This is a genomic window from Motiliproteus sediminis, assembly GCF_017912535.1.
Classification (GTDB): domain Bacteria; phylum Pseudomonadota; class Gammaproteobacteria; order Pseudomonadales; family Balneatricaceae; genus Motiliproteus; species Motiliproteus sediminis.
The window spans coordinates 194,000-219,769 of record NZ_JAERQK010000003.1 but is presented as its reverse complement, the minus strand read 5'-3'; the positions used below and the strand labels follow the sequence as shown (position 1 = coordinate 219,769).

Here is a 25,770-nt window from a genome sequence, read left to right as displayed (position 1 = left end):
TGCCCCCTTAACCGGCCGGGTCGGTTGTGGCAACCGGCGCTACTGCAGGCTTCTGGGCCTGCTGCACCAGCGGCTGCCCGTCAACCGTTGCCTTCACCAGCGCGCCTTCGGCACCGGTACCCAGCGGCGTCAGGCTGAGGATATCGCCCCCTTTGAGTCCCTCGGCCACGACCACATAGTGCTCGTCAAACCAGACCGGCTTAACCGCGCGCGCCTGCAAACGCCCCTGCTCCACCAGCAACACGCGGTTGTCTTGTCGAACGGCGCCACGGGGCAGCACGAACACCCCGTCAATCTGCTCGCCGGTAATGCGGGCGCGCACGAACTGGCCGATTTTTAACGGTGGGTTACCGCGCTCGTTGCGACCATAGGGGTCATCCACCTGCGCTACCACATAGAGTTGCCGGGTGGCCTGATCGATCGCGCCCTCGACCCTCACCACCCGCCCAGCCCAACGGTAGAGCCGATTACCCAGCGTCGCTTCCAGCATCACCTCGGGCTGGTTAGCGCTGCTGACGCCTCCGTCACGGTACTGCTCCGGCAGGTCGATATACTGCAATTGACGGCTCTTGAGCGGCAGGCGCACCTCGACGTAATCCACGGCATAGACAGAGGCCAGCTCTGTGCTGGGGGTTACCACCTGACCCACATCCACCAACTTGGTCAGCACCCGCCCGGCGTAGGGGGCCTTGATCTTGGTCCTTTCCAGATTGAGCTCCGCCGTGGTCAGCCGTGCCCGAGCCGAGGCGATGGCCGCCTGCGCCGCCGCCACCTGCGGTCGCCGTAGCACCAGGTCGCCGGCATCTCCGTCACCCAGCCGCTCCCAATCGCGCTGCGCCTGACGGGCACGGGCCTGCTCTTCACTCAACCGCAGTTGCGCCTCCACCAGCTGTGCTTTGGCGATCTCCAATTCGGCTCGGTAATCGCGGTCGTCGATCTCCACCAGAACCTCGCCCGCCTCAAAAAAAGCGCCCGCGCGGAAACGCTCGGAGATGGCGACAACCTGACCGGAGATCTGCGGGATCAAGCGGCTTTCGGTTCGCGGCTGAACCACCCCGAATGAATCGAGTTCCACCTGGAACCGGGTTGGCTGCAGGCGCATCGCTTCCACACTGACCACCGGCTGCTGGACCGAGCGCCCGCGCTCGGCCTTGGGCTTGTTGTTGACCAGGTAATACACCACCGCCAGACAGAGCCCGAGAACCAGCAAGGGGAGCAGTAAACGTTGCCAGAGAGGCGGAGTAAGGTTAGTCATCGGTGTTACCCGTCTGCTGTGATGGAGCCGCGGCAAAGTCCCCGCCCAGCGCCAGATGAAGATTGATGCGCGTCTGCAACTGGCGGTTGCGCGCCGCAATGTAGGCACTGCGCGCATTAAACGCTCGGCGTTGCGCTTCCAGCACCGTTACAATATCGACCAGCCCGCGGCGATACTGTTCATAGGCCAGTTGCTCCGCCAGATCGGACTCCGCAACCCCCAGCGCCAGCGAGGCCACCAGATTACGCAGTTCGGACTCCTGTTCCAGCGCGCCCTCTACCTCACTGAAAGCCTGCAACAGGGTGGCGCGGTAACGCTCCTGCGCCTGTTCAAAACGCGACGCGGCCTGCCCCTCCAGCGCCTCAAGCCGACCGCCGTCAAACAGCGGCTGGGCAAGGTTGCCAAACAACGACCACACCAGGCTGTCACCGCTCAGTAGCTGGCCCAGTTCGTCACTGCTGCCGCCCAGCGATCCGGTAAGGCTGATCCGCGGAAAGCGGTCGGCATGGGCGGCGTCCTGACGCAGGCCAGCCGCCACCAGTCGCAGCTCCGCGGCGCGAATATCTGCCCGGCGCGCCAGCAGCTGCGAGGGCAGCCCCACCGGCACCGCCGGCGGCAATGGCGGTAGTTGAGCATCGACCACCAGCGCCCGCCCGGGATAGCGCCCCAGCAGCGTTTCCAGCTCGCGCAAACGGTCTCCCACCGCGCTGCGCCGGTCCGCCAAGCGGCTGCGCTCCGTAGCCAGGTTGGCGCGCGCCAGATGGATATCCAGCGCCGCAACCAGACCAGCACGATAACCGCTCTCCAGTACCTCCAGGCTTTGCTCCAGATTCGCCACCAGCCGCTCACTTAACTGCTGCTGCTGCCGGGCCTCCACCGCCAGAAACCAGCCTTTGGCGACATTCGCCGCCAACGATAAACGCGCTGCACGCAGGTCTGCCGCCAGGGCGTCACGATCGGTGACCGCCGCCTGCGCCGCCCGCGACAAACGCTGCCACAGATCCAGTTCCCACGCGGCGTTCAGTCCGGCACTAAAGCTGTCACTGCTGGTGCCGGCACGCCGGGCGCGCCCGCCCTGAAAGTTGGCATCAAGCGACGGTTGCTCCGCTGCCCCCGCCACATCGGCAGCAAAACGGCTCTCACGCAACTGGAACTCCGCCACCCGCAGAGTCGGGTTGGACGCCAGTGCTTCGCTGACCAACGCCTCCAGCCGGCTATCGGCAAAATGCTGCAGCCAGGGCTCCGCCACCGGCTCCATGGCATCGGCTATGTGGGGTTGCTGCCACGCAGGCGCGCCCGGCAACGGCGATTCGGGCGCCACCTCAACCGGTGCCCAGACGCTGCAGCCTCCGAGCAGCAACAGTGATGTGATCAGTAACCTACGCAACGGGTATCCACGACTCAATAACGACCTTCAGACAGCGGCAGGGTACCGCGACCGGAAACCAATAGTAGCCAGCGGGGTCAGGTTTTACACCCCTTTTTACATAGCTTTACAGACATCAGCGTGCCCCCTGACCGGCAGTAAGATACTGCTGCCGCAAGCGTTCTACACGAGTCCGATTAGCACCCAGATCGCTATGCCCTTGGCGAGACGCGGAGCGCAGCTGAATCACCCCGGCAGCGGGATCGAGGCGGGCCTCCAGGTCGTCGACAAAGCCAAACAGCGCGCTGGTATAGGTCGCGGCCAGGTAGTCGTCGTTGCGACCAACCACAACCCCTCCGGTGGACTCGATCGCAGCCGCCAGCTGCTGCCAGGCGGCTTCAGGCGAAGTTGCTACCGGCAGCGGCGCGACCCGCTTATCCGCAGGGGTTCCCGCTTCACTACGAACACAATTGGGCTTGCTGGAGCATGGACTCAACTGGCCGGCGTACATACCCGGCGCCTGCCCCTCTTTCGAGGCTTGAGCCTTGAACACCAGCATTACCACCAACGCCAGCAACGAGCCACCAACGGCAACCGCCAGAATATGGAGCAACTTCATCATTCTTCCCCGTTAAACGTAAAAGGCCTCCCGATCTGGAGGCCTCCTGCTTGCTGACCGATCAGCCCCCGGAGTGCACTCAATGGAAGGGAAACAGATAGTTCATCCAGCTGGCCATACGCAGCAAGATCTTACGCATCACCGCCACGTGAGTGAAGTGATCGGTATATATAGCGGACTGGCCGTACGCCCCGCCCGGGAGCTGGTACTGGTCGATGCGCGAGTCGGTGATCCGCAGCCGGACCGCCACACGCCCCGGCACCAGCGCGGTGCTCTGGTCCAGCATGCGGCCATCGGCCATGGTCTGGCCCTGCCCCATGGCCGGCAGCACACTTTCAACGACCGCGCTGAAGACCACGCCCGGGATGCCGTCAAACAGCACTTCCGCATCAGCCCCCTCGATCAAGCGCTGAATGCTGTTCTGACGAAACCAGCCGACCACATACTGACTCTCGGCCGGCACAAACACCCCGACCGGTCGTAGTGGTAAGGATACGGCACGAACCCCGGGGCGGATCACCAGCTGGGTAACATAGCCATCGGTGGGCGCCCGATACTCGGTATTGGCCAGATCGAAGCGGGCACTATCCAGCTGCGCACTGAGGTCTATATAGTCCTCTTCAGCCTGATCAAGATCGATCTGCCGCCCCAGCTTGCGCGCCACCAGGTCACGGGCACGATTGAGGTCTTTAAGCGCCGCATCCACACGGGCCTCAAGGCTGGTCACCTTCTGCTGAAAAGGCTGCGGATCGATTCTGAAAATCAGATCGCCAGCGGTCAGCGGTTGATTGGGTTGCGCGGCCACCTCAATGACCCGCCCGCTCACGTCGGGTACCATCGGCACGGTCACAAAGTATCGCCGTGTCATTTCCGAAAACGGGTGGTTGTAGTTCATTAGGAAGACCAACGAGCCGATCAGCACAATGCCCCCAAGCACGGCGGTAGGAACGGTCCATTTATTGAGCGGGATTTTGAAGGCCTTGAATACGGCCACACAGATCGCGGTATAGGTCAGGATCAGCAGCAAATCCATGCGATGTTATCCCTCTTCTCGTTGGGCGTGAGATGCCGCCAGTTGCTCCAGCTGCTCGCGCAGCTCGGCAACCTCCTGGCGCAACACCTCTACCTCTCCGGTGGAATCGGCACCATCGGTTGAAAACCCCCAGCCGCGATCGGCGCGATAGAGCGTCGCCCAGATCCACAAAAAGGGCCACAACACATGCAACGTAAACAGACTCACCCAGCCTGCCACGTGAATCGCATCCTGATGAGGATGGTGTCGATGTACGGCGATTTCGTAGGGGATATCGTGGATCACGATCACCCCGTAAAACAGCGTAATGCCGACAAAGATCAGCATCCCCAATGCCACATATTCCAGCATCAACGTTCCCTCCATGCTGGTGGTATCCAGATAATGCAGCATAGTCGCACCTGCATCACGGTTTGCCAACTAAACCGGCAACGGCCTCTTAGTGCGGATTGTAATCTCAACGCCACGAATCTGGACTAGGCTACCCGCAACATCCGTTTTGGTGCCCTGCCATGCGCAATCTCAACGCCCAGCTTTACGCCAACCGCCCCGACGAAACCCTGTTTCATTACACCTCGCTGCAGGGCCTGTCCGGTATCGTTGAGAGCGGCGCCATCTGGGCCAGCGACGTGCGCTACCTCAACGACTCGGCCGAAATCCGCCACACCACCGAGCTCATTCTGGAGCAGAGCCACCGACGCATCGACGAGGGCAGCGGCAATGTCGCCTTACTGGCCCAGTTTCAGGAGTGGTTGTCGCGCGGTATCAGCCGCGACCATCTGCTGCTGGGTGCCTCCTTTCGTGCCAACGGCAACCTGCTGTCCCAGTGGCGAGGCTACAGCTCTCTGGGCAAAGGGGTCAGCCTCGGGTTTCGGCCGGACACCCTGATCAAGGCCGCCACCGAGCAGGGCTTTCGCATCGGCCGTTGCATCTACGCGCCGGAGCAGCAGCGCCAGCTGATCGAAGCGCTACTGGATAACCTGGAGCAGCTGGCCGAGGATAACCACGGCGGCGACTACGAAGCTCTGTTCCGCTCCGCGGAAGAGGATCTGCTGCATACCGCCGCATTGCTCAAACACCCTGCCTTCGCGGAGGAGGCCGAGTGGCGACTGGTCACCTCCATAGCTGCCGAAGGCTCCCATCCCGGTCTCAAATTTCGTGAAGGCCGCTCCATGCTGGTGCCCTACGTCGAACTTCAGCTTGCCGGGCCCGGTCAACCGCTGCCTCTCGATCAGGTGTATCTCGGTCCAACCCCCCACGCGGCGCTGTCGATGCAATCCCTCGGCCTCTACCTGCAGCGACGCGGTATCGAACCTCCGGCGGGCATCCTCTACTGCAAGATCCCCTATCGGGGACGCTAGCCCTAGGTCCTGCCCAACCCAACGCCGTATAATGGGTGCGCCAGCTGTCCGGGCCGACATCTACCCGGGTCCTATCCATTTGCAGGAGTTACCATGTTACGCGCCATCGTTTTTCTCGCTTCCGCGCTGCTGCTGAGCGGCTGTCAAACGCTGCAGGGGCTGAAACAAGCGTCAGTCAACCCCGCTGCTGCCCAAGCCGGCGAACTGCGAGGCGAGATCGGCACCCTGACCCTCACTCCGGACCGCCGTCTGCTGTTGACCAATATCACCACCGGACAGCTCTGTGCCGAGCCCCCTGCCGAAGCCGCAGAAACAGTTTCCCGCGCCATCGCCGACGCGCTGCGGGCCGCGGAAACCTCCCCGTCCGGGCAAGCTCTCCCCTTGGCCAGCGGCCGCACTGAAAATGTGCAACGGCTCTACCAACGCGCCCACACCCTGCAGCTGTTTCGCGATGCCGCATTCTACCTTTGCATCAACGCCATCAATCAGGGCGATGACCCGAACAGCACCAACGGGAACTACGCCCGAGCGGTAGAAAATCTGGTAAAGATGCTACAGGAACCATTGCGAGAAGAGATCCGTTACTACTACCAGGCAGAGATCGCCCGCAGCAGCCGCAGCAATGAGCGAACCGATGTGATCGTCTGCGCGCCGACCTCAGGAGGCTCTCGCGAGCCAGCACCGGTGCTATGCCAGCGCATGCCCGCTGTGGAGAAAGCCAATCCGGGGATCATTCCCCCGCCACTCACCCCCGAAGGTACAGCACCCCGTCCGGTGATGTAGGCACGAATCAACGCGGCAGGCGGGCAGCAAGGTGCGCTTATTCGCCTGCCAGTTCGACAATCCGGTAACGACCTCCGCCCTCCGGCGCCAGCCTCTCGGCCAGCCAGGGCAAAGTTATCTCCATCTCCGCACGTAACTGCCATGGCGGGTTGATCACCACCATACCGCTGCCGCCCATGCCGGGCGAAGTGTCCGGCGCCACACAGAGTTCATACAGATCGATGCGGGCAATGCCGCTCGCCTTTATCGCCTGCTGTAAGCGGTCGATACGCGCCCGATCGACCACCGGATACCAGAGCGCATAAATACCGGTAGCAAAGCGACGATGGGCGTCCTTCAACCACTTCACCACCCGTTCATAATCGCTCTTGATCTCGTACGGAGGATCGATCAGTACCAGACCGCGACGCTCTTTCGGCGGCAGCGCGGCCAGCCCGCCGACATAACCGTCCCCTTCGATAACCCTCACCCGACGATCGGCAGCAAAGCGCTGTTTGAGCACCTGCTGCTCGGAACTGTGCAACTCGTTCAGCAGTAGTCGATCGACATCGCGCAGCAGCTGCGCAGCCAGCACGGGTGAACCGGGATAGGCATCCAGACTGGCACCGCAAAATATCGCCACCTGGTCATGATAGGCCTGCAGCGGGGACGGAAGGTGATCGCACTGCCATAACCGGCCGATGCCATCACGGTACTCGCCGGTCTTCTGCGCCCGCGCATCGGCGAGCGAATACGCCCCGCCTCCGGCGTGGGTATCCAGATAACAGACCGGCTTCGGTTTTTGCACCAGATATTGCAGACAACGCACCAGCACCAGGTGCTTCAACACATCAGCGTGGTTTCCGGCATGAAAGCCGTGGCGATAACTCAGCATGACAACAGAACTCGATGGGGGGCAGAGACTGCCGATCTGCATCGGCAGCGATGATAATTAAAATGCAGTTACAGATGTGCCGACAGCTGCATCCGGGGCAGTGTAATCGATTTTGTGTCAGAACGGACTGCTACTCACCGGGCCGACACCTGTGACGCAGCATCACCACTGGTTCCGGTGAATCAGGTCAGCAAGCTCCATGCGCGGCAGCCAGCCGGCTTTTTCGAGCTCCGGGCGCTCGTGAAAGCGGGACACATAACCGACACACAGATAGGCGATCGGCACGATATGCTGGGGGATGCCTAACGCCTCGCGCAAGCGGTCATGATGAATGATACTAACCCAGCCAACGCCCAGATTTTCCGCCCGCGCCGCCAGCCACAGGTTTTGTACCGCACACACCGAACTGTACAGATCCATCTCCGGATTGGCGGTCCGCCCGATCACCACCGGGCCGGTACGCGCGCGGTCGCAGGTGATGCAGATTCCCAGCGGCGCCTCGGTGATACCTTCCAGCTTGAGCTGCTGATATACCGCCCGGCGCTCGTCATCGAACAATCCTGCCGCCTCGCGATGGGCCTCTTCAAAACCGGCCTTCACCCGCCGCTTAACCTCGACATCACTGACCAGCACAAAGTCCCAAGGCTGCATAAAGCCGACACTCGGCGCATGATGGGCCGCAACCAGAATACGGCGGATCACATCGTCCGGGACCGGATCTGGCAAAAACTCACCGCGTACGTCACGGCGGTTAAAGATGGTCTTGTAGACGGCGTCCCGCTCTTGTTCATTAATGATCAAACTGGCATCCCTGATGGTAAATAGGCGCCATTATAGCGCGGGCTGAGGAGTACCCAGATAGCCGAGATAGCCGAGATAGCCGAGATAGCCGAGATAGCCGAGATAGCCGAGATAGCGTAAACAAAGACGTACGTGCCAATGGAGAGGCAAAAGCAAAGCGGCAAAATGAAAGAGATTGGTGGAGCCTAGCGGGATCGAACCGCTGACCTCAACACTGCCAGTGTTGCGCTCTCCCAGCTGAGCTAAGGCCCCACATCATTTCCGCGAAAGCAGAAAAGAGATGGCGTCCCATAGGGGGTTCGAACCCCTGTTACCGCCGTGAAAGGGCGGTGTCCTAGGCCACTAGACGAATGGGACGCTGGATTCGTTTTGCGCGGCCAAACCCGAAGGGTTTGGTGGAGCCTAGCGGGATCGAACCGCTGACCTCAACACTGCCAGTGTTGCGCTCTCCCAGCTGAGCTAAGGCCCCTCTGCAAAACGTGGGCGTATTCTATCGACCGGCCCTGACGCTATCAAGGGCTTTGTGGAAAAATTTTTAACGCTTTTGAGCAGGCTCGCTGCACCTGCCAATGTGACCCCGCCAGCCTCGCCGCGAGCCAGTCCATCCCTCACGGCATACCATTATTGATCGCTCGATCAGCTAACAATCGTTCTCCTGACCCGGGTCAACGAATCGTGCCAGGTTCAGCTCTAGAATCCGCCCCGATCACCAGCACACCGAGTAACCTTATGAATTTTATGACTTCCATCACCATACCCGCAGTAGCGATAGCTCTGGTCAGCACGCTGGGGTGCCGTCATGAGCCGGGCCCGCTGGAGGGGCGCTGGGAGGGACAACTGGTATCCCAGGGCATGGTGCTCGATATCGGTGAAGTGGAGTTCGGTCCGGATTACCTGAAGATGGGCGAAGGTACCATTCACCACCAGCAGCTGCGGTTCAATACCGATGCCGACCAGGTAGCCATCAGCCAGCCCAACGACCCTCGCGCCTTCGTGCGCGTTCGCGTGATCAGCAGCGAACACGCACAGATGACTATGGAAGGGGTCAACGGCTACATTGAGCTGAGCCGGGACGGCTGATCGGTACCGGACACTAAAAAGGGGCCGTTGGGCCCCTTTTCAGTCTGTGCCAATCCGCGGCTAGGCAACTGTCGCCAGAGCTTTGAACTCTTTTTCCCAGCGCTTGGCCTCTTTCTTGGAAGCGCCCCCCAGAGTATTGAGCGCATGACGCACTCTGGCGCGGGCAATATCCGGCCCCAGAATAGCCATCGAGTCGATCACCGACACCGACGCCGAGCTGCCGGAGATGGCCACGAACAGCGGTGCCAGGAAGTCACGAATCTTGATATCCATCGCCTTGGCCACCGCACCCAAGCCCTGGAAGATGCTGTCCTTATCCCACTGCCGCGTCGCCTCAAGCTGCCACAGGGCAAACTGCAGTACCTGACGCACCTGATCCCGCTCCAGGCTCTTGTGCTCGAAATCGGACTCGTTGAGTTCGAGCATTCCTGACAGGAAGAATCCCGCCAACGGAATCACATCCGAGAACTTGTCCACCCGCGGCTGAATCAACGGCACCACCGGCATCAGGTAATCGCGGTTCAGCGCCCAGGCCTTGACCGCGTCAGCGAACGCTTCCGGCGTCAGCTCTTCACGAATCCACAGGCCGTTAAGCCAGCTCAGCTTATCCTGATCGAAGATCGGCCCGCCGAGGGAAACCCGGGTAATGTCAAAATTCTCGAACATCTCCGTCAGTGAAAATTTCTCCCGCTCGTCCGGCATCGACCAGCCCATGCGGCCGAGGTAGTTGACCAGCGCTTCTGCCATGTAGCCCATGCGCTGGTAGTAAATGATGCTGGTGGGGTTCTTGCGCTTGCTCAGCTTGCTCTTGTCAGGGTTGCGCAGCAGCGGCATGTGACATAACACCGGTGCTTCCCAACCGAAGTACTTGTAAAGCAGCAGATGCTTGGGCGCCGAGTTGATCCACTCTTCGCCGCGGATCACGTGGGTGATCTTCATCAGGTGATCGTCAACCACATTAGCGAGGTGGTAGGTAGGCATACCGTCCGCCTTGACCAGCACCTGCATATCCACCTGCGCCCAATCGATCTCGATCGGCTCGCGCAGCATATCATCGACCACGCACACGCCTTCGCTCGGCACTTTCATCCGCACCACGTGGGATTCGCCGGCAGCGACCCGATCAGCGACCTCCTGCTCGGACAGGTGCAGGCAGTGACCGTCATACCCGGGCGTCTGCTTGTTGGCCATCTGCTCCTTGCGCAGCTCGTCCAGGCGCTCGGAACTGCAGAAACAGCGGAACGCATGACCTTTGTCCAGCAGCTCTTGGGCGTGCTTGGCATAGATGTCACGTCGCTCGCTCTGCCGATAGGGCCCACAGTCGCCTCCGACATCCGGGCCTTCATCCCATTCCAACCCCAGCCAGCGCAGGGAGTCGAGAATCATCTGCTCAGATGCGGCGGTGCTGCGTGCCTGATCGGTATCCTCAATGCGCAGAATAAACTGACCACCGTGCTGACGCGCGAAGGCCAGATTGAACAGTGCGATGTAGGCGGTGCCGACATGGGGATCACCGGTGGGCGACGGGGCAATACGGGTACGAACGGTCATCAGTCTCTCGCTTGGCGAAGGGGTAGGAAAAAGAGCGCATTATAGCGGCTCGGCGACCTCATCGCCTAGGCCACCGCAAAGGCTTGCAAATGTTACACTATAACATTACATTGCTTCCCTTCCTTATCAGCGGATAACCTCAACCACTCATTATGCGCAAAATAACACTCGCCCTGTTCACCCTGTTCGGCCTTGCAATTCACACCACCAGCAGCCACGCGGTGACCGTTGTCACCACCATCAAGCCACTACAGTTAATTGCCAATGCCCTGCTTCCCGAGCCAAACCAGAGCGTTGCGCTGCTACCCAACGGTGCATCACCCCATGATTATCAACTGCGCCCCTCAGACCTGCGCCGCCTCAACGACGCCGACCTGGTAATCTGGGTGGGGCCGACCATGGAAAGTTTTCTGGGTAAAGCGCTGACATCGCTGCCGGCAAACGTCAACCTGCTGCAGCTGAGCGATACCGCAACGCCCATCAATCAGGGCCACCATGGGGAGCATGGGCATGGGCATGGGCACGGGCACGGGCACGGGCACGGGCACGGAGATGAAGAAGCCCCGCACGGCGATGACAATCCACACCTGTGGCTGGATCCGGAAGCCGCCATCACCATCGCCGGGCAGATAGAGCAACGTTTGAGGCAGCTGGACCCCGACAACGCCAAACATTACCGCGAGGCGCTAGCCCGTTTTATCGCCGAGGTTCGTGCTACCGACCAGCAGCTGCGCGCCCAACTTGAGCCGCTGGCGGGGCGCGGCTACTTTGTGTTTCATGATGCCTACGCCCCGTTTGAAAACCACTACGGACTGAACCACCTGGGTGCGTTCACCCTCAGCCCGGAACGGGCGCCCGGGGCCCGCCATCTGCAGGCCATCAGGGCCGAACTGGAAAGCGCCAATGCGGTATGTGTGTTTGCCGAGCCTCAGTTTCGCTCATCCCTGGTGACCGCGGTGACCGATGGCCTGAACGTGGGTCGCGACGAACTGGATCCACTGGGTGCCGATGCCGACAGCTACCCTGCCCTGCTGCAAAACCTGGCAGCGGCGTTTGGTCGTTGCCTGACACCAGGGTAACCGCACTAACGGGCGCAAGGCAACATCAAATGATTGTTTTAACAGAGATTAAATTTTTTTCTACAATATGGGAACCGAAAACTACCCGCCAGAGTCCTATTACTTGAACCCCAGATTTGTTTTTTGGTTTGCATCTTCTCCTTCCATTTGCCCCGCCCCCGAAGCGGGGCATTTTTTTGCTTCTTCACTGGATATGACCGGTCGGACAATGTCCGCTCCGCACCGTCCTTTGCCGTTTCACCGCAAAAAAACCGGCACCCCCGGCTGGTGCTCCAACCGCAGCAGGTTCAGAAGCTGACAGAGCGGCAATGCCGATAGCAAAACAGGGTGGAGTAACGACCAATGACAGGTCTCAGTCGCCGGCTCGACCGTTATAGATAGGGCCGCCCTGGCGCTGGTATTGATGCAAGACCGCTCGTGCGTCATCGCGCAGCAGATCGACCACCACCTCAATACCACGCGCTGCCAGCGCCCCGCGCCAATCCATCGGTTTGGGCCCTTCGTCAAAGCCGATCGCGCGGGCGTCGGCATCCCGCGCGCCGCAAAGCAGACGCCGCACGCCGGACCAGGGGGTGGCACCAAAACACATGGCGCAGGGTTCGGTACTGGCCACCAACTCGTAGGCAGGCAGCCCCTCAGCTCCCAGATCATGGGTCCCCAGCAACTGTTGCGCCATCGCCGTAGCGACCATCTCGGCGTGCCAACCGCTCCAGCAGGACGACACCACCAGATTGACCCCGGGGGCGACCAGCTTGCCGCTGTCACGTTCGAATATCGCCGCACCAAACGGGCCACCACTGCCCTCCTCGACGTTACGCCGCGCCAGTGCGATCACCAGCGCCATCCGCTCTTCCAGTGTTTCAAAGCGGTGGTCAACCGGGGGCAGCACCGCCTCAACCCAATCGGGCAAGCATAACGAGAGCTGGGGGAATCGTTGATCGTCACTGCAGCAGTTCATCGCTGTTCTCCTGACCGAGTGGGTTAGGCGGACTCGTCGCCCGTAGCCACCGGCCGTGCCGGATCGCGAATCCATTCGCTCCAGGAACCGGCATAGAGCCGCGCGCCGGACAGGCCCGCATGCTCCAACGCCAGCAGGTTATGGCAAGCGGTCACACCCGAGCCACACATCATCACCAGTGCTGACGGTTCGGTAGCGCCGATCAGCGCGCGCCACTCCTCAGCCAGCTGCGCGGCCGGCTTGAATCGCCCGTTATCATCCAGATTAAGATTGAGCGGTCGGTTGAGCGCCCCCGGTACATGACCGGCGACGGGATCGATCGGCTCCACTTCACCACGATAACGCTCCGGGGCCCGCGCATCGACCAGCAGCCCTTCACCGGCTTGTTGCCGTGCGGCTACCGACTCGCTGTCAAGCACGGCGTTGAAACGCAGGCGCATATCGAAAAATCTGGCTTCAGGCTCAGGCTCGCTCTGTTCGAGCGGCAGGCCGGCCTGTTGCCAGGCAGGCAAGCCGCCATCCAGCAGCGCCACCGACTCGTGACCGAGCCAGCGCAGCAACCACCAGGCCCGCGCCGCCATGGCGCCGCCCATATCGTCGTACACCACCACCTGGGTGTCGGCGTCGATTCCCCAGGACGCGAGTCGCTGTGCCAGCAGGGTCGGATCCGGCAGTGGATGCCTTCCGCTAGTTGGGGTCACCGGTGAAGAGAGATCAGCGTCAAGGTCCGCAAAGCGCGCCGCGGGAATATGCCCGGCCAGATACGCCGCACGGCCAGCGCCCGGATCAGCGAGATTGAAACGACAGTCCAACACCACCACAGAGGCCTGATCCAGTAAGGCCCGGAGTGAGTCAACATCGATCAGTGTGCGGTATTCCATAGGCTCTCCCGGTCTAGATCCCTGCGCCGGTTTTCACGGCTGCTTTACAGGTAGGGTGCCAGCTCCTCGCGGAGCACCTGAAGTTCATTTTCCGCCTTCTGCTTGGCTTTCTTTTTCAGCCCGGCAATTTCCGCTTCCTTGGCTACCACCACTTCGGCGGCGGCCACTGTTTTATCAGCTGCCGCGGCCACCTGATCCAGCAGCGGCTGCACCTGCATCATGATCGCGCGTCGACGGCCCGCTTCAGCACGGGCTATCTGCTCAGCACTGGCTTCTTTCTTTTGCTTGGTTTCACCACCGAAGCTGGCCGTGGCATCCAGCGCACTGATTCCCACGGCTTGCTTGACCTGCTGCAGCAGTGGCGCGGCGTAGGCACGGGCACGCTCGCCGCCCTTCTGCAGCTCACGCTCCAAACTGCCCAGGTCGTCCATCAATTCGTTGTAACGCTGACGCGGCTGCTCCAGATAGGCGTTGAGGGTTTCGAACAGCTCGGTTTTGGCATCACCCCAGGCGATACCATCGAGGAAGCGCTGGCGGTAAGCCGCGGTTTCTTCGGGCCTGGCGAACAGACTGTAGAGTTCGAACAAGGTGCTGCTGTCCGGATCTTTCGGCTCACCCGGCTGGCGCGAGTCGGTAACGATCTGATTGATCAGCTTACGCAACTGGTCGGCCGTGCAGAACAGCGGAATAGTATTGTCGTAGCTTTTGCTCATCTTGCGGCCGTCGAGGCCGGGGATGGTCAGCGGCTCCTCCTCCACCATCGCTTCGGGCAGGGTAAACAGCTCGCGATAGGTATGGTTGAAGCGGCCGGCCACATCGCGCGCCATTTCGATATGTTGAATCTGGTCCTTGCCCACCGGGATCTGCTGACCGTTGAACATCAGAATGTCCGCCGCCATCAGGATCGGATAGCTGTAGAGGCCCATGGTGACGCCGTCATCAAGGTCCTCTTTGCCGGCGTCGCGGTTGGCATCCAGTGCGGCTTTGTAGGCATGGGCCCGATTCATCAGCCCCTTGGAGCAGAGACAGGTAAGGATCCAGCTCAGCTCGGAGATCTCCGGTACATCGGACTGGCGGTAAAAAGTGGCGTTGTCGGTATTCAGTCCCAGCGCGATCCAGGTCGCGGCAATCTCCTGGCGCGAGCGCGCCACCCGCTCCGGGTCATGGCATTTGATCAGCGCATGCAGATCGGCCAGAAAGAAGAACGATTCCAGGCTGGAATCCTGACTGGCCGCAATGGCCGGGCGAATGGCCCCCACATAGTTGCCAAGATGCGGGGTGCCCGTGGTGGTAATACCGGTAAGAACGCGTGTTTTGCTCATGGAACTGTCTGGCTATCCTGTCGAATCAAGGCCGCTATGATACGGAATTGCGCTCGCCGTTGCCACGCGCCGCCAACCTGCCTACAGTATCGGTTTTCGGGTGCGGCCCGGACGGCGTAAATCCGCCGGGCCGCACCTGCCATCCCCCAGGCAACACCCGCAGAGGCACCACGTGGAACTCGAATCCCTCGGCTCATGGATAATCGTTCTGACCTTCGTCGTCGCGTTTATCTATCTGCTCAAAACCAGCCCCAGCTCCAAGCCTTTGGCGCTGGCGGCCAACTTTTCTACCGCGGTTCTGATCTGCTTTTGCGGCCTGCTGTTTGCCGGCGCGGTGAGCTATCTGGCAGTGCAGCTGCAGATTCCGCTGCAGCACCCGCTGCTGCTGGCCTTGTTGGTTCCGGTAGGGAGTGTGCTGGCCATGCTGGTTCGCCACCGCTGGAAAGCCGCTCAGCGATAAATCGATACTGGCGGGCACTATTTCCTACCCTAATAGTCAACTATACTGCTGACGAGTTTTCGCTACACCACCAACGCAGGAGGGGCTATGGATACCAGCACTCACACCCTGAGCACGCTATTTGAGCAATTGGGGCTTCCGAGCGACAGCCACTCGATTGACGAGTTTATCGCTCATCACCGGATGAAAAACTCACCTGAAGCGCTGCAGGATCACGCCTACTGGAGCCCCAGTCAGGCGCGTTTTATTGCTGAAGCACTGGAGCAGGATTCGGACTGGACCGAGGTGGTCGACGAGCTGAACACCCGGCTACACAGTTAATCCTTGATCTTTATCGTGCGGGCAGTAGGCTGACTACTGCCCGCTTGTTTGCTTCAGGACCACCAATGCTGATACTGATTTCACCCGCCAAGACTCTCGATTTCGATACGCCACCTACCACCGATCAAGCGACCCAACCGGATTTTCTCGATCAGGCGGAAGCCCTGATCAAGCAACTGCGTGAATACCCGCCGCAGCAGATCGCCACTTTGATGAAATTGAGCGACAAGCTGGCAACACTGAATGCCGCCCGCTTCGGCCAGTGGCAACGCCCGTTCACTACCGACAATGCCAAGCAGGCGCTACTGGCGTTCAAGGGGGATGTGTATACCGGGCTGGATGCACCGTCGCTTGATGCCGCTGGGCTCACGTTCGCCCAGCAGCATCTGCGCATTCTGTCAGGGCTTTACGGCTTGCTGCGGCCCCTGGATTTGATGCAACCCTATCGGCTGGAGATGGGCACCAGGCTGGCCAACCCCGCCGGCAAGGACCTCTACGCCTACTGGGGCGAGCAGATCACAGAGGCTCTCAACCAGCTATTGCAACAGCAGCAGATCGATACCCTGGTTAATCTGGCCTCCAACGAATACTTTAAGAGCGTGCAACCCAAGTCGCTCAACGCGCGCCTGGTCACCCCGGTGTTCAAGGACCAGAAAAATGGACAGTACAAGATCATCAGCTTCTACGCCAAGAAAGCGCGCGGCCTGATGGCCCGCTACGCAATCGATCATCGCATTACCGACGCCGAGGCACTGAAAGGGTTTGATAGCGAGGGGTACTACTACGCCCCAGCCCAGTCAGATGCCGATACCTGGGTGTTCTTACGCGACCACACCGATAACTGAGCCTTCGCGCGGACACCCGACCCACAATGAAACAAAAAAAGGCCCCATTGGGGCCTTTTTACTTGGTCGAGGTTTCCAATCAGACGGCTTCTGCGTCCAGCGGTTCCTCGTCCTCCATCACGGCGGGCTTGGGTGTACCCTTTTTGTGAGTCAGCTTGTCTTTAATCTTACTCAGCTGGCGGTCGATCTTGTCGCTCATGGCGTCGAAAGCCACGTAGAGATTGTCGCCGGATGCCTTGGCGAACACATCCTTACCCTTGATATGCAGGGTTGCTTCGACTTCATCCTGACGTTCGGATTGTTCCATGATTACCTGCGCAGAGCTGATCTCGCCGAAACGCTCCTGACAATCTTGCAGCCATGCTTCGACTTTTTCCTGAACAGCGGGAGACACTTTACCGTGACGGTTGTTGATACTGACATTCATCTTAGATCCTTACTGCAGGACACTGCAGATTGGGGGAAACACACTTTCCTTATACGCCGATAAGGGAAGCATTCAACCGGTCCGTTGACCCTATCAGCATAGACCCATGATCCGGATCAAAACAGCTCTCGATAACCTTCAGCCGCGATAAATCACTTCGATCAAATGATAACCAAAAGAACTTTTTACCGGTCCCTGCACCTGGCGCAGGGGTTTGGTGAATATCACCCGATCAACCGACCTCACCATCTGCCCCGGACGCACCTCACCCAGGTCGCCACCGCGCTTTTTTGAAGGACAGAGGGAGTGCTTTCTGGCCAAAACGCCAAAATCGGCCCCTTTGGCCAGCTGCTGTTTGAGTTTCTCCGCTTCGGCAGCGGTTTTCACCAATATATGGCGTACCAGTGCAAATGCCATCCTGTTGTCCTCATCTCAAGGTACAAGTCTACGTACCACTTTTGGCGATAGCCAGATGTCGCCGCTCTATCTACACTGAATCAACAACATCGGACGTTTCCAAGGAAGCCTTCAATGCTCAAACCACTGCTGCTGCTCGTTGTCCTCTTTGCTCCCGTCACCGCCCACGCTGCCACCGGTCCGCTCAATCTTACCGCCACCGGTGTTGGCATCACCTGCCTGATCATCTTCGTCATCGCCTATCTGGTCGTGATGCTGGAAGAGAAGATCCACATGCGCAAATCCAAGCCGGTGCTGGTGGCAGCGGGGATCATCTGGGCGCTGATCGGCTGGTACTACATCCAGCAAGGGCTCAGCGGCCCGGTGGAAGAGGCCTACAAACACACCCTGCTGGAGTTTTCCGAGCTGATGCTGTTCCTGCTGGTGGCGATGACCTATATCAACGCGCTGGAGGAACGACGGGTGTTCGATGCCCTGAGGGCGTGGATGGTAAAGAAAGGCTTCAGCTATCGCACCCTGTTCTGGCTCACCGGCTTTCTGGCGTTTTTTATCTCGCCTATCGCCGACAACCTGACCACCGCCCTGCTGATGTGTGCCGTGGTGATGAAAGTGGCCGAGGGGGATAACCGCTTTATCAACCTGGCCTGCATCAACATCGTGGTGGCGGCCAACGCCGGCGGCGCCTTCAGCCCCTTTGGCGACATCACCACGCTGATGGTGTGGCAGGCGGGCAAAGTCACCTTTATCGAATTCTTTGACCTGTTCCTGCCGTCGCTGGTCAACTTTATTGTCCCGGCCGCGTTGATGACCCTGGCCATTCCGCGCCGGGTACCCGGCGGCCTCAACGAAGCGGTCGAACTGAAACGTGGCGCTCGCCGGATTCTGGGGCTGTTCCTGCTGTCCATCGCCACCGCGGTCAGCTGCCACACCTTGCTGCACCTGCCGCCGGTACTGGGCATGATGGCCGGCCTGGGGTACCTGCAGTTCTTCGGCTATTTCTTGCGGATGACCCTGCCCCGCTCGCTGGAGAAAAAGCGCGCAGCCGCAGAAGCAGCCGGCGATCAGGAACGGCTGCAACGCCTCGGCAGCGTGGTGCCGTTTGACGTATTTAATCGTGTGGCGCGTTCGGAGTGGGACACCCTGCTGTTCTTCTACGGGGTCATCATGTGCGTCGGCGGGCTCGGCTTTATGGGCTATCTGGCGATGCTGTCGGACCTGCTCTACACCCAATGGGACGCCACCAGCGCCAACGTTGCACTCGGCCTGTTGTCGGCGGTGGTGGATAACATTCCGGTGATGTTCGCCGTGCTGACCATGGACCCGGCCATGTCCCACGGCCAGTGGCTGCTGATCACCCTTACCGCCGGCGTCGGCGGCAGTCTGCTGTCTGTGGGTTCCGCTGCGGGGGTCGCGCTGATGGGGCAGGCCCGCGGCATCTACACTTTCTTCGGCCACCTGAAATGGGCCCCAGCCGTAGCCGTTGGCTATGCGGCTAGCGTGTGGGTGCACCTGTGGCTCAATGCATCGCTGTTTCACTGACCGATGTCTCGAGCGCTATCAGGTCACGATGGGGTGACCTCGGAGGTCCCGCGCAGAATGAGAACACGGCTTGGAGAATCTTGCCCCGAAATGGTGAGTGCCTAGTTGGCCAATATCCCCAGCCGCCCCGTCAGCCGCGCTGGAAGATGGGCCAATATGACCGCTCTTGGCCCCAAAGCTGACTTTGAGAGTAATGAGTGAGTGCTTAGATAGGCTGTACTGATGGCTGGAATACAGCATATCTGGACGGTATTGGAAAAAGCGCTCGTTTTGTTAACACCGACTGCACGGTTTGCTCTGGAAAGCTCACACCAAATTCTGCATGAACAGTGTGTTAGGGGCGGCGGGCGTTGAGATGCTGCGCGACCCCACCAAGCCATATGTGCATGCTTGTTTTCATCGGAGAAAGATGACAGGTTTTCTCAAATTTCTTGATCTTTTCAGCGTTTGCTAACCTGTATTTAGAGTATCAATACGCTCGTTCAAGAATAAGCTGTTATACGCAAGGAGCATCATGAGATCTCGATTACTGTTGTTAATGTTAGTCGGTTTGAGTATTCACGTTCCCGCTGGTGTCGTGAAGAGTATTCATGTTGAAAGAAGAGATATTGGTGAGTCTCTTGGAAAGTTTGTCCTTCCAGTTGATATTAAAGGTAAGGGATATATTTCAAAGGAAGTATGGCGCAGTCCGAAAGGAATAAAATGTACAGCCTCATTGTTTGAGCACAGCAAAAAAAACAAGGGCACATTTGAGTGTGTATCGCCAGAACAATATAAGGCTCAAGTCGCTCTGGACTGTTCGGAAAACCACAGCGCTGAAACAGCGGTATATTTGTTTTTTGGTAAGGTAAGCAGCGATAGCGAAGTGGGTAATTTATATGTTTGGTGTGAGTAAAGCGTATAACAAGGCGGCATGTTTTCCAACGTCGGTGCATTCACAGGAGCTGATAACAAAGTGACTGATATATTTACTAATGTAGGTGACTTTGAGAAGAGGCTATCACTACCAGATGGGTTCTACACCAAGCTGCTAAAAGAAGACGACTGGTCATTTGCCATAAAGATTAGCGCATTGTTTGAGGCCGCTTGTACACACACATTGATCTCCAAGTTGGGTACGCCAGAGTTAGAAGATAGCTTCTCCCATTTAGATCAAGCCAACGGTAGGTATGGCAAAGTAAAGTTACTTAAATGCTTAGGCGTCCTCTATCCTGAGCAGGCTATTTTTCTGGAGAGACTTGCCTGCTTACGAAACCAGTTTGCCCACAATATATCTAACGTCGAGCTTACTCTTGACCAATTAATTCAAGATATGGACGCCCACCAAAAGAAGTCTTTCGTAAGGTGGGCTGGTCATGGTGTCGTAGAACAAGCAAAAATCGGTGATAATAAAGTGCAAAGAGAGGACTTCGTGCTAGAAAATCCAAAATTTTCAATTTGGCTGACAGCTGCCGAAGTTATTGCGTGTATGTATTTAGAAGTTGAGCAGGCAGAATACATTCATAAAAATGGAATTTACCAGTGGCTAAAAAACTGTATTGATGAATAGCAGGGATTGTTTAGTGTTTAATATTTTCAATTAACACTTCTAGCAGTCACAAATAGGAGATTGTAAATGGATCCGGGTACTGCAGCATTAGCTGGCGTAGGCTTAGCATTTCAACTGATTATTTTGGTTGCTTTTTGGCGCTTGTTGAAGTTCATATGGAAAAAGTTGTCTCGTCAGAATAATGGTCTACAAAAAAAAATTTATGATAAACCTGACTCATCGCCTAGTTCGAGTCAAAAGACAATGCATCCTAAACAAGCGACTGTTGAGCAAAAGCCTTCAATGCTGAGGGTTTCAGCCAAGATGTCAAAGACTGATAGTGGTAGGTCTTTGGAAAAGTCTTTCCCGAAAGATTATAAGTTGGAAATACTCTTGGCTAAATATAAGTTGAGAGGTAAAGCAGCGATACATGTATCTCAAAAGACGGTCCAGTTCTCTACTCACTGGGCTCCAACGATGAATGCTCACAATATTCATGCGTTTAGATCCTATGTCAAAGCTTTCAAAGAGAATAGGTTGCCAACTCAACTCTAGACAGAAAGCCTTTTTAGGTTTTATCAATATAGAAATCGTTAAGGTTCAGTTCGATTTTCAATCTACAACAAGTACAAACCAGACCACTCCAAGTGGCTGGTTTGTGTTGATAGTTGCCGCCGCAAGCCGCTCTATTAGCGATCTCTAACGGTCGGGAAAGTTCGCGAACCAGACCTCTATTTGAACACGCCAAAAGCCGTATAAAGCGCATCATTCGGGGAATAAGGTGCTTTGCTGTCGGGATTCGCCCTGAATGTGCCACATAAAAAAAATACCCGCATCAGTTGATGCGGGTATTTTCGCTAACTCGAGAGTGTTTTTACACACTCTCCTTGGCGGGGTTCTTTTTACCACGGGATCCGACCCGAGCAACAGCCCGGCACGGATTCGTCGAGCTCTTCAGGAGCTCAAGGCTGCTCGATACCGACGATAAACCAGTCCGCATCGGCCCGGGTCAGATCCCGAGTCAAATGCCAGATCTCGTTGAACTCGGTGGTGTCATTACCGGCGCCTTCACGCATCCAGCCGTAGAAGTTGATGCTCAATCGGGCTTCCTGATTGGCTTCGCTGTAACCCACGATATCCGCCATCACCGATACCAGATCGTTATCCAGAGTGGCCGCGCCAAGACGCTCCCGTTCAGCTACCAGGTCTGCATACAGCTCGGCGCTGCAGTAGGTTTCGATGGTACTCAGATCGTTGATCGACCAGGCCCGCTGGAGTTCGGCAAAGTGCTGCCGCGCGCCCTCGATAAAGGCGTCTTTGTTGAACCAGCCCGGCAGCTCCACTTCGCTCTCGTCAAAGCGGGCCGACATCAACGGAGTGGGCTCGAAGCTGCCGCCAGAAAGGGGCTCGGCGGTTTGTCGCGCCATTGGCTGCTCGCCCCCCGCATGCCCGGCGTAACTGGGCTGGGGTCGTACCGGCTGGCTGCGGGCAAACAGTTTGAACAGGACAAAGCCGATCAGGGCGATGATCAGAACATCCATCAGCTGGATACCGTCAAACGCGCCGCCAAAGAATAGCGCGCCCAACAAGCTGCCCGCCAGCAGACCACCGAGCATGCCCCCCATTCCGGGGCGCGCCGCGGCCGTTTTTTGCTGGCTGCCGGTGGCTGCCTGCTGGGTGCTGCTTGGTCGCGGAGCCGCAGCCGGCGCAGCCTTCTTCTGGGTGAAAAAGCTTTTGCCCAGGCTGCCGCCGCCACCAAAGCGCTTGGCTTCAGCGTCCAGCGGCGCGAGCACCAGACCCAACATCAGTGCACAACAGAAAGAGCGAAGTAGTCCTGTCATTATGTCTTGCATCCCCAGTATGAAAATTAGAGCACCCGGCTCTGCCGGCCGGTAGCCAGATAGATACCCGCGAATATTAAGCCGATGCCCAGCAGATGAAAAGGCAGTACGGATTCCCCGAGGAACAGCACTGACAGCAGCAGCCCAAAAACCGGCATCAGATGAATATACAACCCTGCCCGTTGCGCCCCCAGCCGGGAAACACCGTGGTTCCAGAAAAAGTACGCCAGTACCGATGGAAACAGCGCCACGTAGCCTACCACCATAACACTGGAACGGGACCATTGGATATGCGCGCCGGTACCCAGTTCCCAAAGGAACAGGGGTAGCAGCATCGCTACGCCCAATCCGATGGTGCTGCCAAGCAGTGCCAGCGCGCTGAGCGCCTGCGGCCGCCAGCGCAAACAGAGGGTATACAGCGACCAGGTCAGTACCGCAGCCATAATCCAGAGATCACCGGGATTCAGAGCCAGCGCTAACAGCGACGACCAGTCGCCACGGGTAACGATAAACAGCACGCCGGAGAGCGACAGCAGAATTCCCATCAGCTGAATCGGACGAACAGGTTGCCCCAGCAAACCCGACAACAGCAGGATCACCACCGGCACCGCCGACTGCATCAGGGTGGCGTTGGTGGCGGTTGTGTGCTGCACACCGAGATAGACAAAGGTATTGAAGTTGGCCACCCCCAGCAGCGCCAACAAGAGCAGCATGCGGTAGTGTGTCAGCAACACCTGCCGCTCACGCCAAAGAGCCGGCAACACCCAGGGAGCGAGAATCACGAACGCCAGACTCCAGCGCAGAAGCGCCAGTGATAACGGCGGGATCTCCAGATGCATCGCCCGCGCCAGCACAAAGTTGCCGGACCAGAACAGGGTGGTCAACACCAACAGCAGGTGGGCCATCAACGGCTCGTGGACAGGCTGCGCAGCCAGCGCCACAACGTGCCGCCGGCACTGCTGCGATCGCCCATCAGGCGATCAAGCACGTTACGGTTATCGATCGCCCAGAGCATCTCCCGATTACCTTCCGCCAGGCCACAGAACAGCACCTTGTCGCCCGGTTGCAACGACCAGTCGCTATCCGGCAGCAAGGTGGACTCGCCACGACGGGTAACCATCAAACAGATCACCGGCAGCCGCTGCTCCAGGTCACGCTGGTCGGTCATCAGCAGCGACAGGGTCAGGCTGCGCCCCTCGTCGTAGGCTTCCTGTATCGCCGGGGTTTCCTGCGCACCGATCCGAAACGCCCAGCTGTCGAGCTCGTCGTCGCCGGCTACGTTGCTCATCCGGTTGACCAGCCCCCGGGCCCACTCCTCCGGCTGGCGCGCCATCAAACCCAGAAAGCGGCTCAGCATCGGCGTCTTGATCAGCGACAGAATGTTGTGGGCGATAATCTGCGCCGGCTCCATCACCAGATCGGTGTTGGCGGCCTGAAATACCGGCCGGTTGGCGTGCAGATTCTGCCGGGCTACGGTAAACAGGTTGGGGTTCATCTCCAGCGCGGTCATGATAATCGACAGGTTGTTGGCGTCGTTTCCGGTACCGGCCACCAGCCCCACTGCGGTGCGGATATTACCCTCATCAAGGGTCTCTGCCTCAGTCCCCTGCCCCTGCACATAGGGGATGTCGAGTCCCGCCGGTTCGGGGTGAACGTCAATCAGCGTCAGGCTGACCGGTTTGTCGGCAAAGCTGCGGTGCAGGGCACGACCAAAGCGGCCATAGCCGCAGATCACCCAGGCACCCTGGGTCTGCTTTTTGATACTGCTCAGTGCCCGGTGGGTGGGATTGGTCAGCCAGTCATACGCCAGGTGGCGGTAGGGCGCGTGCAGTGCCAACGCCAGATATTCGGCGTAAGTTACGAAGGGGTCGATAATATGATCGGTACCGAACGAGGCCAGATTCGCGGTGGTAACGTCCGATTCGCTGCGGCAGATAACCGTGAGTTCGGGGGCCAGCAGCTTGCTGGCGATGGCGATGGCGAGGTTCACCTCGTCTTCGTTGGTCAACGCCAGCACCCCGAGGCAGTTTCTGCGCTGCAGACCGGCGTCGGTGAGTACGTCCGGTTCCGAGGCATCGGCGCACAAACCGGCGGTGCTGAACTCCAGATCGTCGGTTTCCAGCGCGTCGATTCTTTCCTGGTCGATATCCACCACCACCGCGCGGATACCGCGGCGTAACAGCTGCTTGACCACCAACGAGCCGGTCATGCCGTAGCCACACACCAGATAGAAATCGTCCTCGGTGCGTTTGACGTGACGGCGAAAACCGACCCGGTTCATCAGGCGAATGAAAGCCTGATCCTGAAACAGTGCTAGCAGCTTACCGATGCCGTAAAGCCACGCAATCACGGTGGCGTAAATGGTCACCGTGGTCCACATCCGCTGCCCGTCGGTAAAAGCGTAGGGAACCTCGCCAAAGCCGATGGTGGAGCCCATGAAGCTGACGAAGTAAAAAGCGTGAAAGAAACTCATCTGCCACGGCTGGCCCTGATCATCGACCCCGGGAATCAGCACGAAGCCAAAGATCGACACCGCGTACACGCTGATCAGGGTGATCAGGGGCGCCCGCAGACGCCGGAACAGGACAAAGAAGATATTATTCATGGGAGCCTCAGCGGCGCACCAGTATCGTCTCGACCATCAATAGAATTACCGAAGTGATGTTCGCCAGCAGCGCTCCGGCCGACAGCGACACCACGCTGGCCATGATCGCCGGCGTCATTCCGGTGGCACTGACATGTTCGGCAAAGCCCCAGACCACCGCCGCAGCCACCAGCTGAAGGTCCGCCACCAGACTGGTGGCCAGCAGCACGGCACCGATATGGGTACGGTCGCCAAACTTGAGCACCGTGGCGATCAGGCTGACCACAATGGCGAAGAACAGCTCGTAGACGTTGTGGTGCGCGGGGTCGTCGATCTCGCCCACGTAAAAGCCAAAATTGAGCGTCAGCGCCAATACGATGAAAAACGCGAACACCACCTTTTCTCTGTTCATCCCTGCCCCCACACGTTAACTTTCCGTGGATTCTAAGCAATGCACCGCAGCAGTGCCATAGCCGTGGCTGCTATCGGTCCGGTTGGGTAGAATGCACCCTGTTTTTTGACCCGCCGACCGGAGTAACTCGTGAGCCAACCCCTCGACCAACGCTACATCAACATTGCCCGCGCCTGCCTGAACGTTCTCAACAACGTCAACCCGGCGCTCAACCGAGACCAGCAGATCAGCGCGGTCTACGATGCCATCGACGCGGCCATCAATGATCTCTACAAGCAGCAGGAGCAGCAGTTGGGGCAGGCCTTTACCGCGCTGCGCGCCATCACCCGGCTTGATCCGGAGAAGCACAGCGTTGAGGACGCTATCGCCCTGGCCCGCCAGGTATTGCCTGCCAGCCACTGAGTCGAAAAACAGCCCCGCCGGGAACCGCGGG

At 58.8% G+C, this 25,770-nt stretch carries 29 protein-coding genes and 3 tRNA genes; 12 read left to right on the top strand and 20 right to left on the bottom strand.

Going from position 1 to position 25,770, the window contains the following annotated elements; translation table 11 throughout:
• Positions 1 to 7: 7 nt before the first annotated feature.
• The 5 genes from JJQ76_RS07915 to JJQ76_RS07895 form a co-directional block, all read right to left on the bottom strand.
• The gene (locus tag JJQ76_RS07915) at positions 8 to 1,255 is read right to left on the bottom strand and encodes an efflux RND transporter periplasmic adaptor subunit (RefSeq protein ID WP_210396228.1); all 1,248 of its coding nucleotides are present in this window, start codon (positions 1,253 to 1,255) and stop codon (positions 8 to 10) included.
• Positions 1,248 to 2,642, bottom strand: a complete 1,395-nt coding sequence (locus tag JJQ76_RS07910) for an efflux transporter outer membrane subunit (protein WP_210396227.1) — start codon at positions 2,640 to 2,642, stop codon at positions 1,248 to 1,250. Before JJQ76_RS07910 ends, JJQ76_RS07915 begins: the two co-directional genes overlap by 8 nt.
• Before the next feature lie 115 nt (positions 2,643 to 2,757).
• Positions 2,758 to 3,243 (bottom strand): DUF1499 domain-containing protein, encoded by a 486-nt coding sequence (locus JJQ76_RS07905; RefSeq protein ID WP_210396226.1) that lies wholly within the window; start codon positions 3,241 to 3,243, stop codon positions 2,758 to 2,760.
• Between the two features lie 76 nt (positions 3,244 to 3,319).
• A complete protein-coding gene (locus tag JJQ76_RS07900; protein WP_210396225.1) occupies positions 3,320 to 4,273 on the bottom strand; it encodes an HlyD family secretion protein in 954 nt (317 codons plus the stop codon).
• A gap of 6 nt (positions 4,274 to 4,279) precedes the next feature.
• A complete protein-coding gene (locus JJQ76_RS07895) occupies positions 4,280 to 4,666 on the bottom strand; it encodes a DUF3302 domain-containing protein (RefSeq protein ID WP_343232496.1) in 387 nt (128 codons plus the stop codon).
• Positions 4,667 to 4,785: 119 nt separating this feature from the next.
• Between JJQ76_RS07895 and JJQ76_RS07890 the strand changes: the two genes are divergently transcribed.
• Positions 4,786 to 5,634: a DUF2971 domain-containing protein gene (locus JJQ76_RS07890; RefSeq protein ID WP_210396224.1), complete on the top strand. Its 849-nt coding sequence runs from the start codon at positions 4,786 to 4,788 to the stop codon at positions 5,632 to 5,634.
• Positions 5,635 to 5,727: 93 nt separating this feature from the next.
• Positions 5,728 to 6,417 carry a hypothetical protein gene (locus tag JJQ76_RS07885; protein WP_210396223.1) on the top strand — a complete coding sequence of 230 codons (690 nt, stop codon included), beginning with the start codon at positions 5,728 to 5,730 and terminating at the stop codon, positions 6,415 to 6,417.
• 37 nt (positions 6,418 to 6,454) lie between these two features.
• Here the strand turns inward: JJQ76_RS07885 and JJQ76_RS07880 are convergent, their stop codons facing one another.
• From JJQ76_RS07880 to JJQ76_RS07860, 5 genes are all read right to left on the bottom strand, one after another.
• The gene (locus JJQ76_RS07880; protein ID WP_210396222.1) at positions 6,455 to 7,291 is read right to left on the bottom strand and encodes a 23S rRNA (adenine(2030)-N(6))-methyltransferase RlmJ; all 837 of its coding nucleotides are present in this window, start codon (positions 7,289 to 7,291) and stop codon (positions 6,455 to 6,457) included.
• A 162-nt stretch (positions 7,292 to 7,453) separates the two neighbouring features.
• A complete protein-coding gene (gene bluB, locus JJQ76_RS07875; protein ID WP_210396221.1) occupies positions 7,454 to 8,092 on the bottom strand; it encodes a 5,6-dimethylbenzimidazole synthase in 639 nt (212 codons plus the stop codon).
• Between the two features lie 176 nt (positions 8,093 to 8,268).
• Positions 8,269 to 8,344, bottom strand: a tRNA-Ala gene (locus JJQ76_RS07870).
• Between the two features lie 29 nt (positions 8,345 to 8,373).
• A tRNA-Glu gene (locus JJQ76_RS07865) sits at positions 8,374 to 8,449 on the bottom strand.
• Positions 8,450 to 8,485: 36 nt separating this feature from the next.
• Positions 8,486 to 8,561, bottom strand: a tRNA-Ala gene (locus JJQ76_RS07860).
• A 260-nt stretch (positions 8,562 to 8,821) separates the two neighbouring features.
• Here JJQ76_RS07860 and JJQ76_RS07855 point away from each other — a divergent pair.
• On the top strand, positions 8,822 to 9,172 hold the full coding sequence (locus JJQ76_RS07855) for a hypothetical protein (protein ID WP_210396220.1): 351 nt from the start codon (positions 8,822 to 8,824) through the stop codon (positions 9,170 to 9,172).
• 60 nt (positions 9,173 to 9,232) lie between these two features.
• On the opposite strand, the gene gltX is transcribed toward JJQ76_RS07855, so the two are convergent.
• Complete coding sequence (gene gltX, locus JJQ76_RS07850) at positions 9,233 to 10,723, bottom strand: glutamate--tRNA ligase (RefSeq protein WP_210396219.1); 1,491 nt, start codon at positions 10,721 to 10,723, stop codon at positions 9,233 to 9,235.
• 152 nt (positions 10,724 to 10,875) lie between these two features.
• Between gltX and znuA the strand changes: the two genes are divergently transcribed.
• A complete protein-coding gene (gene znuA, locus JJQ76_RS07845) occupies positions 10,876 to 11,802 on the top strand; it encodes a zinc ABC transporter substrate-binding protein ZnuA (RefSeq protein ID WP_210396218.1) in 927 nt (308 codons plus the stop codon).
• A gap of 352 nt (positions 11,803 to 12,154) precedes the next feature.
• Here the strand turns inward: znuA and JJQ76_RS07840 are convergent, their stop codons facing one another.
• From JJQ76_RS07840 to JJQ76_RS07830, 3 genes are read right to left on the bottom strand one after another with little or no spacing between them, the layout of a single operon-like run.
• Positions 12,155 to 12,760 carry a nucleoside deaminase gene (locus tag JJQ76_RS07840; protein ID WP_210396217.1) on the bottom strand — a complete coding sequence of 202 codons (606 nt, stop codon included), beginning with the start codon at positions 12,758 to 12,760 and terminating at the stop codon, positions 12,155 to 12,157.
• A gap of 23 nt (positions 12,761 to 12,783) precedes the next feature.
• Positions 12,784 to 13,641, bottom strand: coding sequence for a sulfurtransferase (locus tag JJQ76_RS07835; RefSeq protein WP_210396216.1), 858 nt, complete (start codon positions 13,639 to 13,641; stop codon positions 12,784 to 12,786).
• 44 nt (positions 13,642 to 13,685) lie between these two features.
• Complete coding sequence (locus tag JJQ76_RS07830; protein ID WP_210396215.1) at positions 13,686 to 14,963, bottom strand: tryptophan--tRNA ligase; 1,278 nt, start codon at positions 14,961 to 14,963, stop codon at positions 13,686 to 13,688.
• A gap of 172 nt (positions 14,964 to 15,135) precedes the next feature.
• On the opposite strand from JJQ76_RS07830, the gene JJQ76_RS07825 reads away from it, so the two are divergent.
• From JJQ76_RS07825 to yaaA, 3 genes are all read left to right on the top strand, one after another.
• A complete protein-coding gene (locus tag JJQ76_RS07825; protein ID WP_210396214.1) occupies positions 15,136 to 15,423 on the top strand; it encodes a hypothetical protein in 288 nt (95 codons plus the stop codon).
• Between the two features lie 87 nt (positions 15,424 to 15,510).
• On the top strand, positions 15,511 to 15,744 hold the full coding sequence (locus JJQ76_RS07820) for a DUF2789 domain-containing protein (protein WP_210396213.1): 234 nt from the start codon (positions 15,511 to 15,513) through the stop codon (positions 15,742 to 15,744).
• Positions 15,745 to 15,809: 65 nt separating this feature from the next.
• Entirely contained in the window at positions 15,810 to 16,589 is a 780-nt protein-coding gene (gene yaaA, locus JJQ76_RS07815) for a peroxide stress protein YaaA (RefSeq protein WP_210396212.1), read from the top strand.
• Between the two features lie 79 nt (positions 16,590 to 16,668).
• On the opposite strand, the gene hpf is transcribed toward yaaA, so the two are convergent.
• The gene (gene hpf, locus JJQ76_RS07810) at positions 16,669 to 17,016 is read right to left on the bottom strand and encodes a ribosome hibernation-promoting factor, HPF/YfiA family (protein ID WP_210396211.1); all 348 of its coding nucleotides are present in this window, start codon (positions 17,014 to 17,016) and stop codon (positions 16,669 to 16,671) included.
• Positions 17,017 to 17,154: 138 nt separating this feature from the next.
• Positions 17,155 to 17,433, bottom strand: a complete 279-nt coding sequence (locus tag JJQ76_RS07805) for a peptidylprolyl isomerase (protein WP_210396210.1) — start codon at positions 17,431 to 17,433, stop codon at positions 17,155 to 17,157.
• Between the two features lie 114 nt (positions 17,434 to 17,547).
• Here JJQ76_RS07805 and nhaD point away from each other — a divergent pair, with 114 nt between their 5' ends.
• The 4 genes from nhaD to JJQ76_RS07785 all read left to right on the top strand — a co-directional run bounded on the left by nhaD (position 17,548) and on the right by JJQ76_RS07785 (position 21,055).
• Complete coding sequence (nhaD, locus tag JJQ76_RS07800; RefSeq protein ID WP_210396209.1) at positions 17,548 to 18,972, top strand: sodium:proton antiporter NhaD; 1,425 nt, start codon at positions 17,548 to 17,550, stop codon at positions 18,970 to 18,972.
• 514 nt (positions 18,973 to 19,486) lie between these two features.
• Positions 19,487 to 19,867: a hypothetical protein gene (locus JJQ76_RS07795; RefSeq protein WP_210396208.1), complete on the top strand. Its 381-nt coding sequence runs from the start codon at positions 19,487 to 19,489 to the stop codon at positions 19,865 to 19,867.
• 18 nt (positions 19,868 to 19,885) lie between these two features.
• A complete protein-coding gene (locus tag JJQ76_RS07790; protein WP_210396207.1) occupies positions 19,886 to 20,521 on the top strand; it encodes a hypothetical protein in 636 nt (211 codons plus the stop codon).
• A gap of 66 nt (positions 20,522 to 20,587) precedes the next feature.
• Positions 20,588 to 21,055 carry a hypothetical protein gene (locus JJQ76_RS07785; protein ID WP_210396206.1) on the top strand — a complete coding sequence of 156 codons (468 nt, stop codon included), beginning with the start codon at positions 20,588 to 20,590 and terminating at the stop codon, positions 21,053 to 21,055.
• Between the two features lie 407 nt (positions 21,056 to 21,462).
• Here the strand turns inward: JJQ76_RS07785 and JJQ76_RS07780 are convergent, their stop codons facing one another.
• From JJQ76_RS07780 to JJQ76_RS07765, 4 genes are read right to left on the bottom strand one after another with little or no spacing between them, the layout of a single operon-like run.
• Positions 21,463 to 22,341: a Tim44 domain-containing protein gene (locus JJQ76_RS07780; RefSeq protein ID WP_210396205.1), complete on the bottom strand. Its 879-nt coding sequence runs from the start codon at positions 22,339 to 22,341 to the stop codon at positions 21,463 to 21,465.
• Positions 22,342 to 22,367: 26 nt separating this feature from the next.
• The gene (locus JJQ76_RS07775) at positions 22,368 to 23,246 is read right to left on the bottom strand and encodes a DMT family transporter (protein ID WP_210396204.1); all 879 of its coding nucleotides are present in this window, start codon (positions 23,244 to 23,246) and stop codon (positions 22,368 to 22,370) included.
• Positions 23,246 to 24,946, bottom strand: coding sequence for a potassium channel family protein (locus JJQ76_RS07770; protein ID WP_210396203.1), 1,701 nt, complete (start codon positions 24,944 to 24,946; stop codon positions 23,246 to 23,248). The genes JJQ76_RS07775 and JJQ76_RS07770 overlap by 1 nt, the downstream gene beginning before the upstream one ends.
• 7 nt (positions 24,947 to 24,953) lie before the next feature.
• Positions 24,954 to 25,337 (bottom strand): DUF6394 family protein, encoded by a 384-nt coding sequence (locus JJQ76_RS07765; protein WP_210396202.1) that lies wholly within the window; start codon positions 25,335 to 25,337, stop codon positions 24,954 to 24,956.
• 129 nt (positions 25,338 to 25,466) lie between these two features.
• Here JJQ76_RS07765 and JJQ76_RS07760 point away from each other — a divergent pair, with 129 nt between their 5' ends.
• Positions 25,467 to 25,739, top strand: a complete 273-nt coding sequence (locus JJQ76_RS07760) for a hypothetical protein (protein ID WP_210396201.1) — start codon at positions 25,467 to 25,469, stop codon at positions 25,737 to 25,739.
• Positions 25,740 to 25,770 lie beyond the last annotated feature (31 nt).

What these genes read in the sequence shown, in the direction of transcription:
- JJQ76_RS07840 (WP_210396217.1), bottom strand. Translation starts at nt 12,760, where the DNA reads ATGAACTGCTGCAGTGACGATCAACGATTCCCCCAGCTCTCGTTATGC.
- JJQ76_RS07915 (WP_210396228.1), bottom strand. Translation starts at nt 1,255, where the DNA reads ATGACTAACCTTACTCCGCCTCTCTGGCAACGTTTACTGCTCCCCTTG.
- JJQ76_RS07770 (WP_210396203.1), bottom strand. Translation starts at nt 24,946, where the DNA reads ATGAATAATATCTTCTTTGTCCTGTTCCGGCGTCTGCGGGCGCCCCTG.
- JJQ76_RS07780 (WP_210396205.1), bottom strand. Translation starts at nt 22,341, where the DNA reads ATGACAGGACTACTTCGCTCTTTCTGTTGTGCACTGATGTTGGGTCTG.
- hpf (WP_210396211.1), bottom strand. Translation starts at nt 17,016, where the DNA reads ATGAATGTCAGTATCAACAACCGTCACGGTAAAGTGTCTCCCGCTGTT.
- JJQ76_RS07790 (WP_210396207.1), top strand. Translation starts at nt 19,886, where the DNA reads ATGTTTTCCAACGTCGGTGCATTCACAGGAGCTGATAACAAAGTGACT.
- JJQ76_RS07765 (WP_210396202.1), bottom strand. Translation starts at nt 25,337, where the DNA reads ATGAACAGAGAAAAGGTGGTGTTCGCGTTTTTCATCGTATTGGCGCTG.
- JJQ76_RS07835 (WP_210396216.1), bottom strand. Translation starts at nt 13,641, where the DNA reads ATGGAATACCGCACACTGATCGATGTTGACTCACTCCGGGCCTTACTG.
- yaaA (WP_210396212.1), top strand. Translation starts at nt 15,810, where the DNA reads ATGCTGATACTGATTTCACCCGCCAAGACTCTCGATTTCGATACGCCA.
- JJQ76_RS07895 (WP_343232496.1), bottom strand. Translation starts at nt 4,666, where the DNA reads ATGCTGCATTATCTGGATACCACCAGCATGGAGGGAACGTTGATGCTG.
- nhaD (WP_210396209.1), top strand. Translation starts at nt 17,548, where the DNA reads ATGCTCAAACCACTGCTGCTGCTCGTTGTCCTCTTTGCTCCCGTCACC.
- JJQ76_RS07900 (WP_210396225.1), bottom strand. Translation starts at nt 4,273, where the DNA reads ATGGATTTGCTGCTGATCCTGACCTATACCGCGATCTGTGTGGCCGTA.
- JJQ76_RS07775 (WP_210396204.1), bottom strand. Translation starts at nt 23,246, where the DNA reads ATGGCCCACCTGCTGTTGGTGTTGACCACCCTGTTCTGGTCCGGCAAC.
- JJQ76_RS07885 (WP_210396223.1), top strand. Translation starts at nt 5,728, where the DNA reads ATGTTACGCGCCATCGTTTTTCTCGCTTCCGCGCTGCTGCTGAGCGGC.
- JJQ76_RS07785 (WP_210396206.1), top strand. Translation starts at nt 20,588, where the DNA reads ATGGATCCGGGTACTGCAGCATTAGCTGGCGTAGGCTTAGCATTTCAA.
- JJQ76_RS07905 (WP_210396226.1), bottom strand. Translation starts at nt 3,243, where the DNA reads ATGATGAAGTTGCTCCATATTCTGGCGGTTGCCGTTGGTGGCTCGTTG.
- JJQ76_RS07795 (WP_210396208.1), top strand. Translation starts at nt 19,487, where the DNA reads ATGAGATCTCGATTACTGTTGTTAATGTTAGTCGGTTTGAGTATTCAC.
- gltX (WP_210396219.1), bottom strand. Translation starts at nt 10,723, where the DNA reads ATGACCGTTCGTACCCGTATTGCCCCGTCGCCCACCGGTGATCCCCAT.
- JJQ76_RS07830 (WP_210396215.1), bottom strand. Translation starts at nt 14,963, where the DNA reads ATGAGCAAAACACGCGTTCTTACCGGTATTACCACCACGGGCACCCCG.
- JJQ76_RS07820 (WP_210396213.1), top strand. Translation starts at nt 15,511, where the DNA reads ATGGATACCAGCACTCACACCCTGAGCACGCTATTTGAGCAATTGGGG.
- JJQ76_RS07880 (WP_210396222.1), bottom strand. Translation starts at nt 7,291, where the DNA reads ATGCTGAGTTATCGCCACGGCTTTCATGCCGGAAACCACGCTGATGTG.
- JJQ76_RS07805 (WP_210396210.1), bottom strand. Translation starts at nt 17,433, where the DNA reads ATGGCATTTGCACTGGTACGCCATATATTGGTGAAAACCGCTGCCGAA.
- znuA (WP_210396218.1), top strand. Translation starts at nt 10,876, where the DNA reads ATGCGCAAAATAACACTCGCCCTGTTCACCCTGTTCGGCCTTGCAATT.
- JJQ76_RS07855 (WP_210396220.1), top strand. Translation starts at nt 8,822, where the DNA reads ATGAATTTTATGACTTCCATCACCATACCCGCAGTAGCGATAGCTCTG.
- JJQ76_RS07890 (WP_210396224.1), top strand. Translation starts at nt 4,786, where the DNA reads ATGCGCAATCTCAACGCCCAGCTTTACGCCAACCGCCCCGACGAAACC.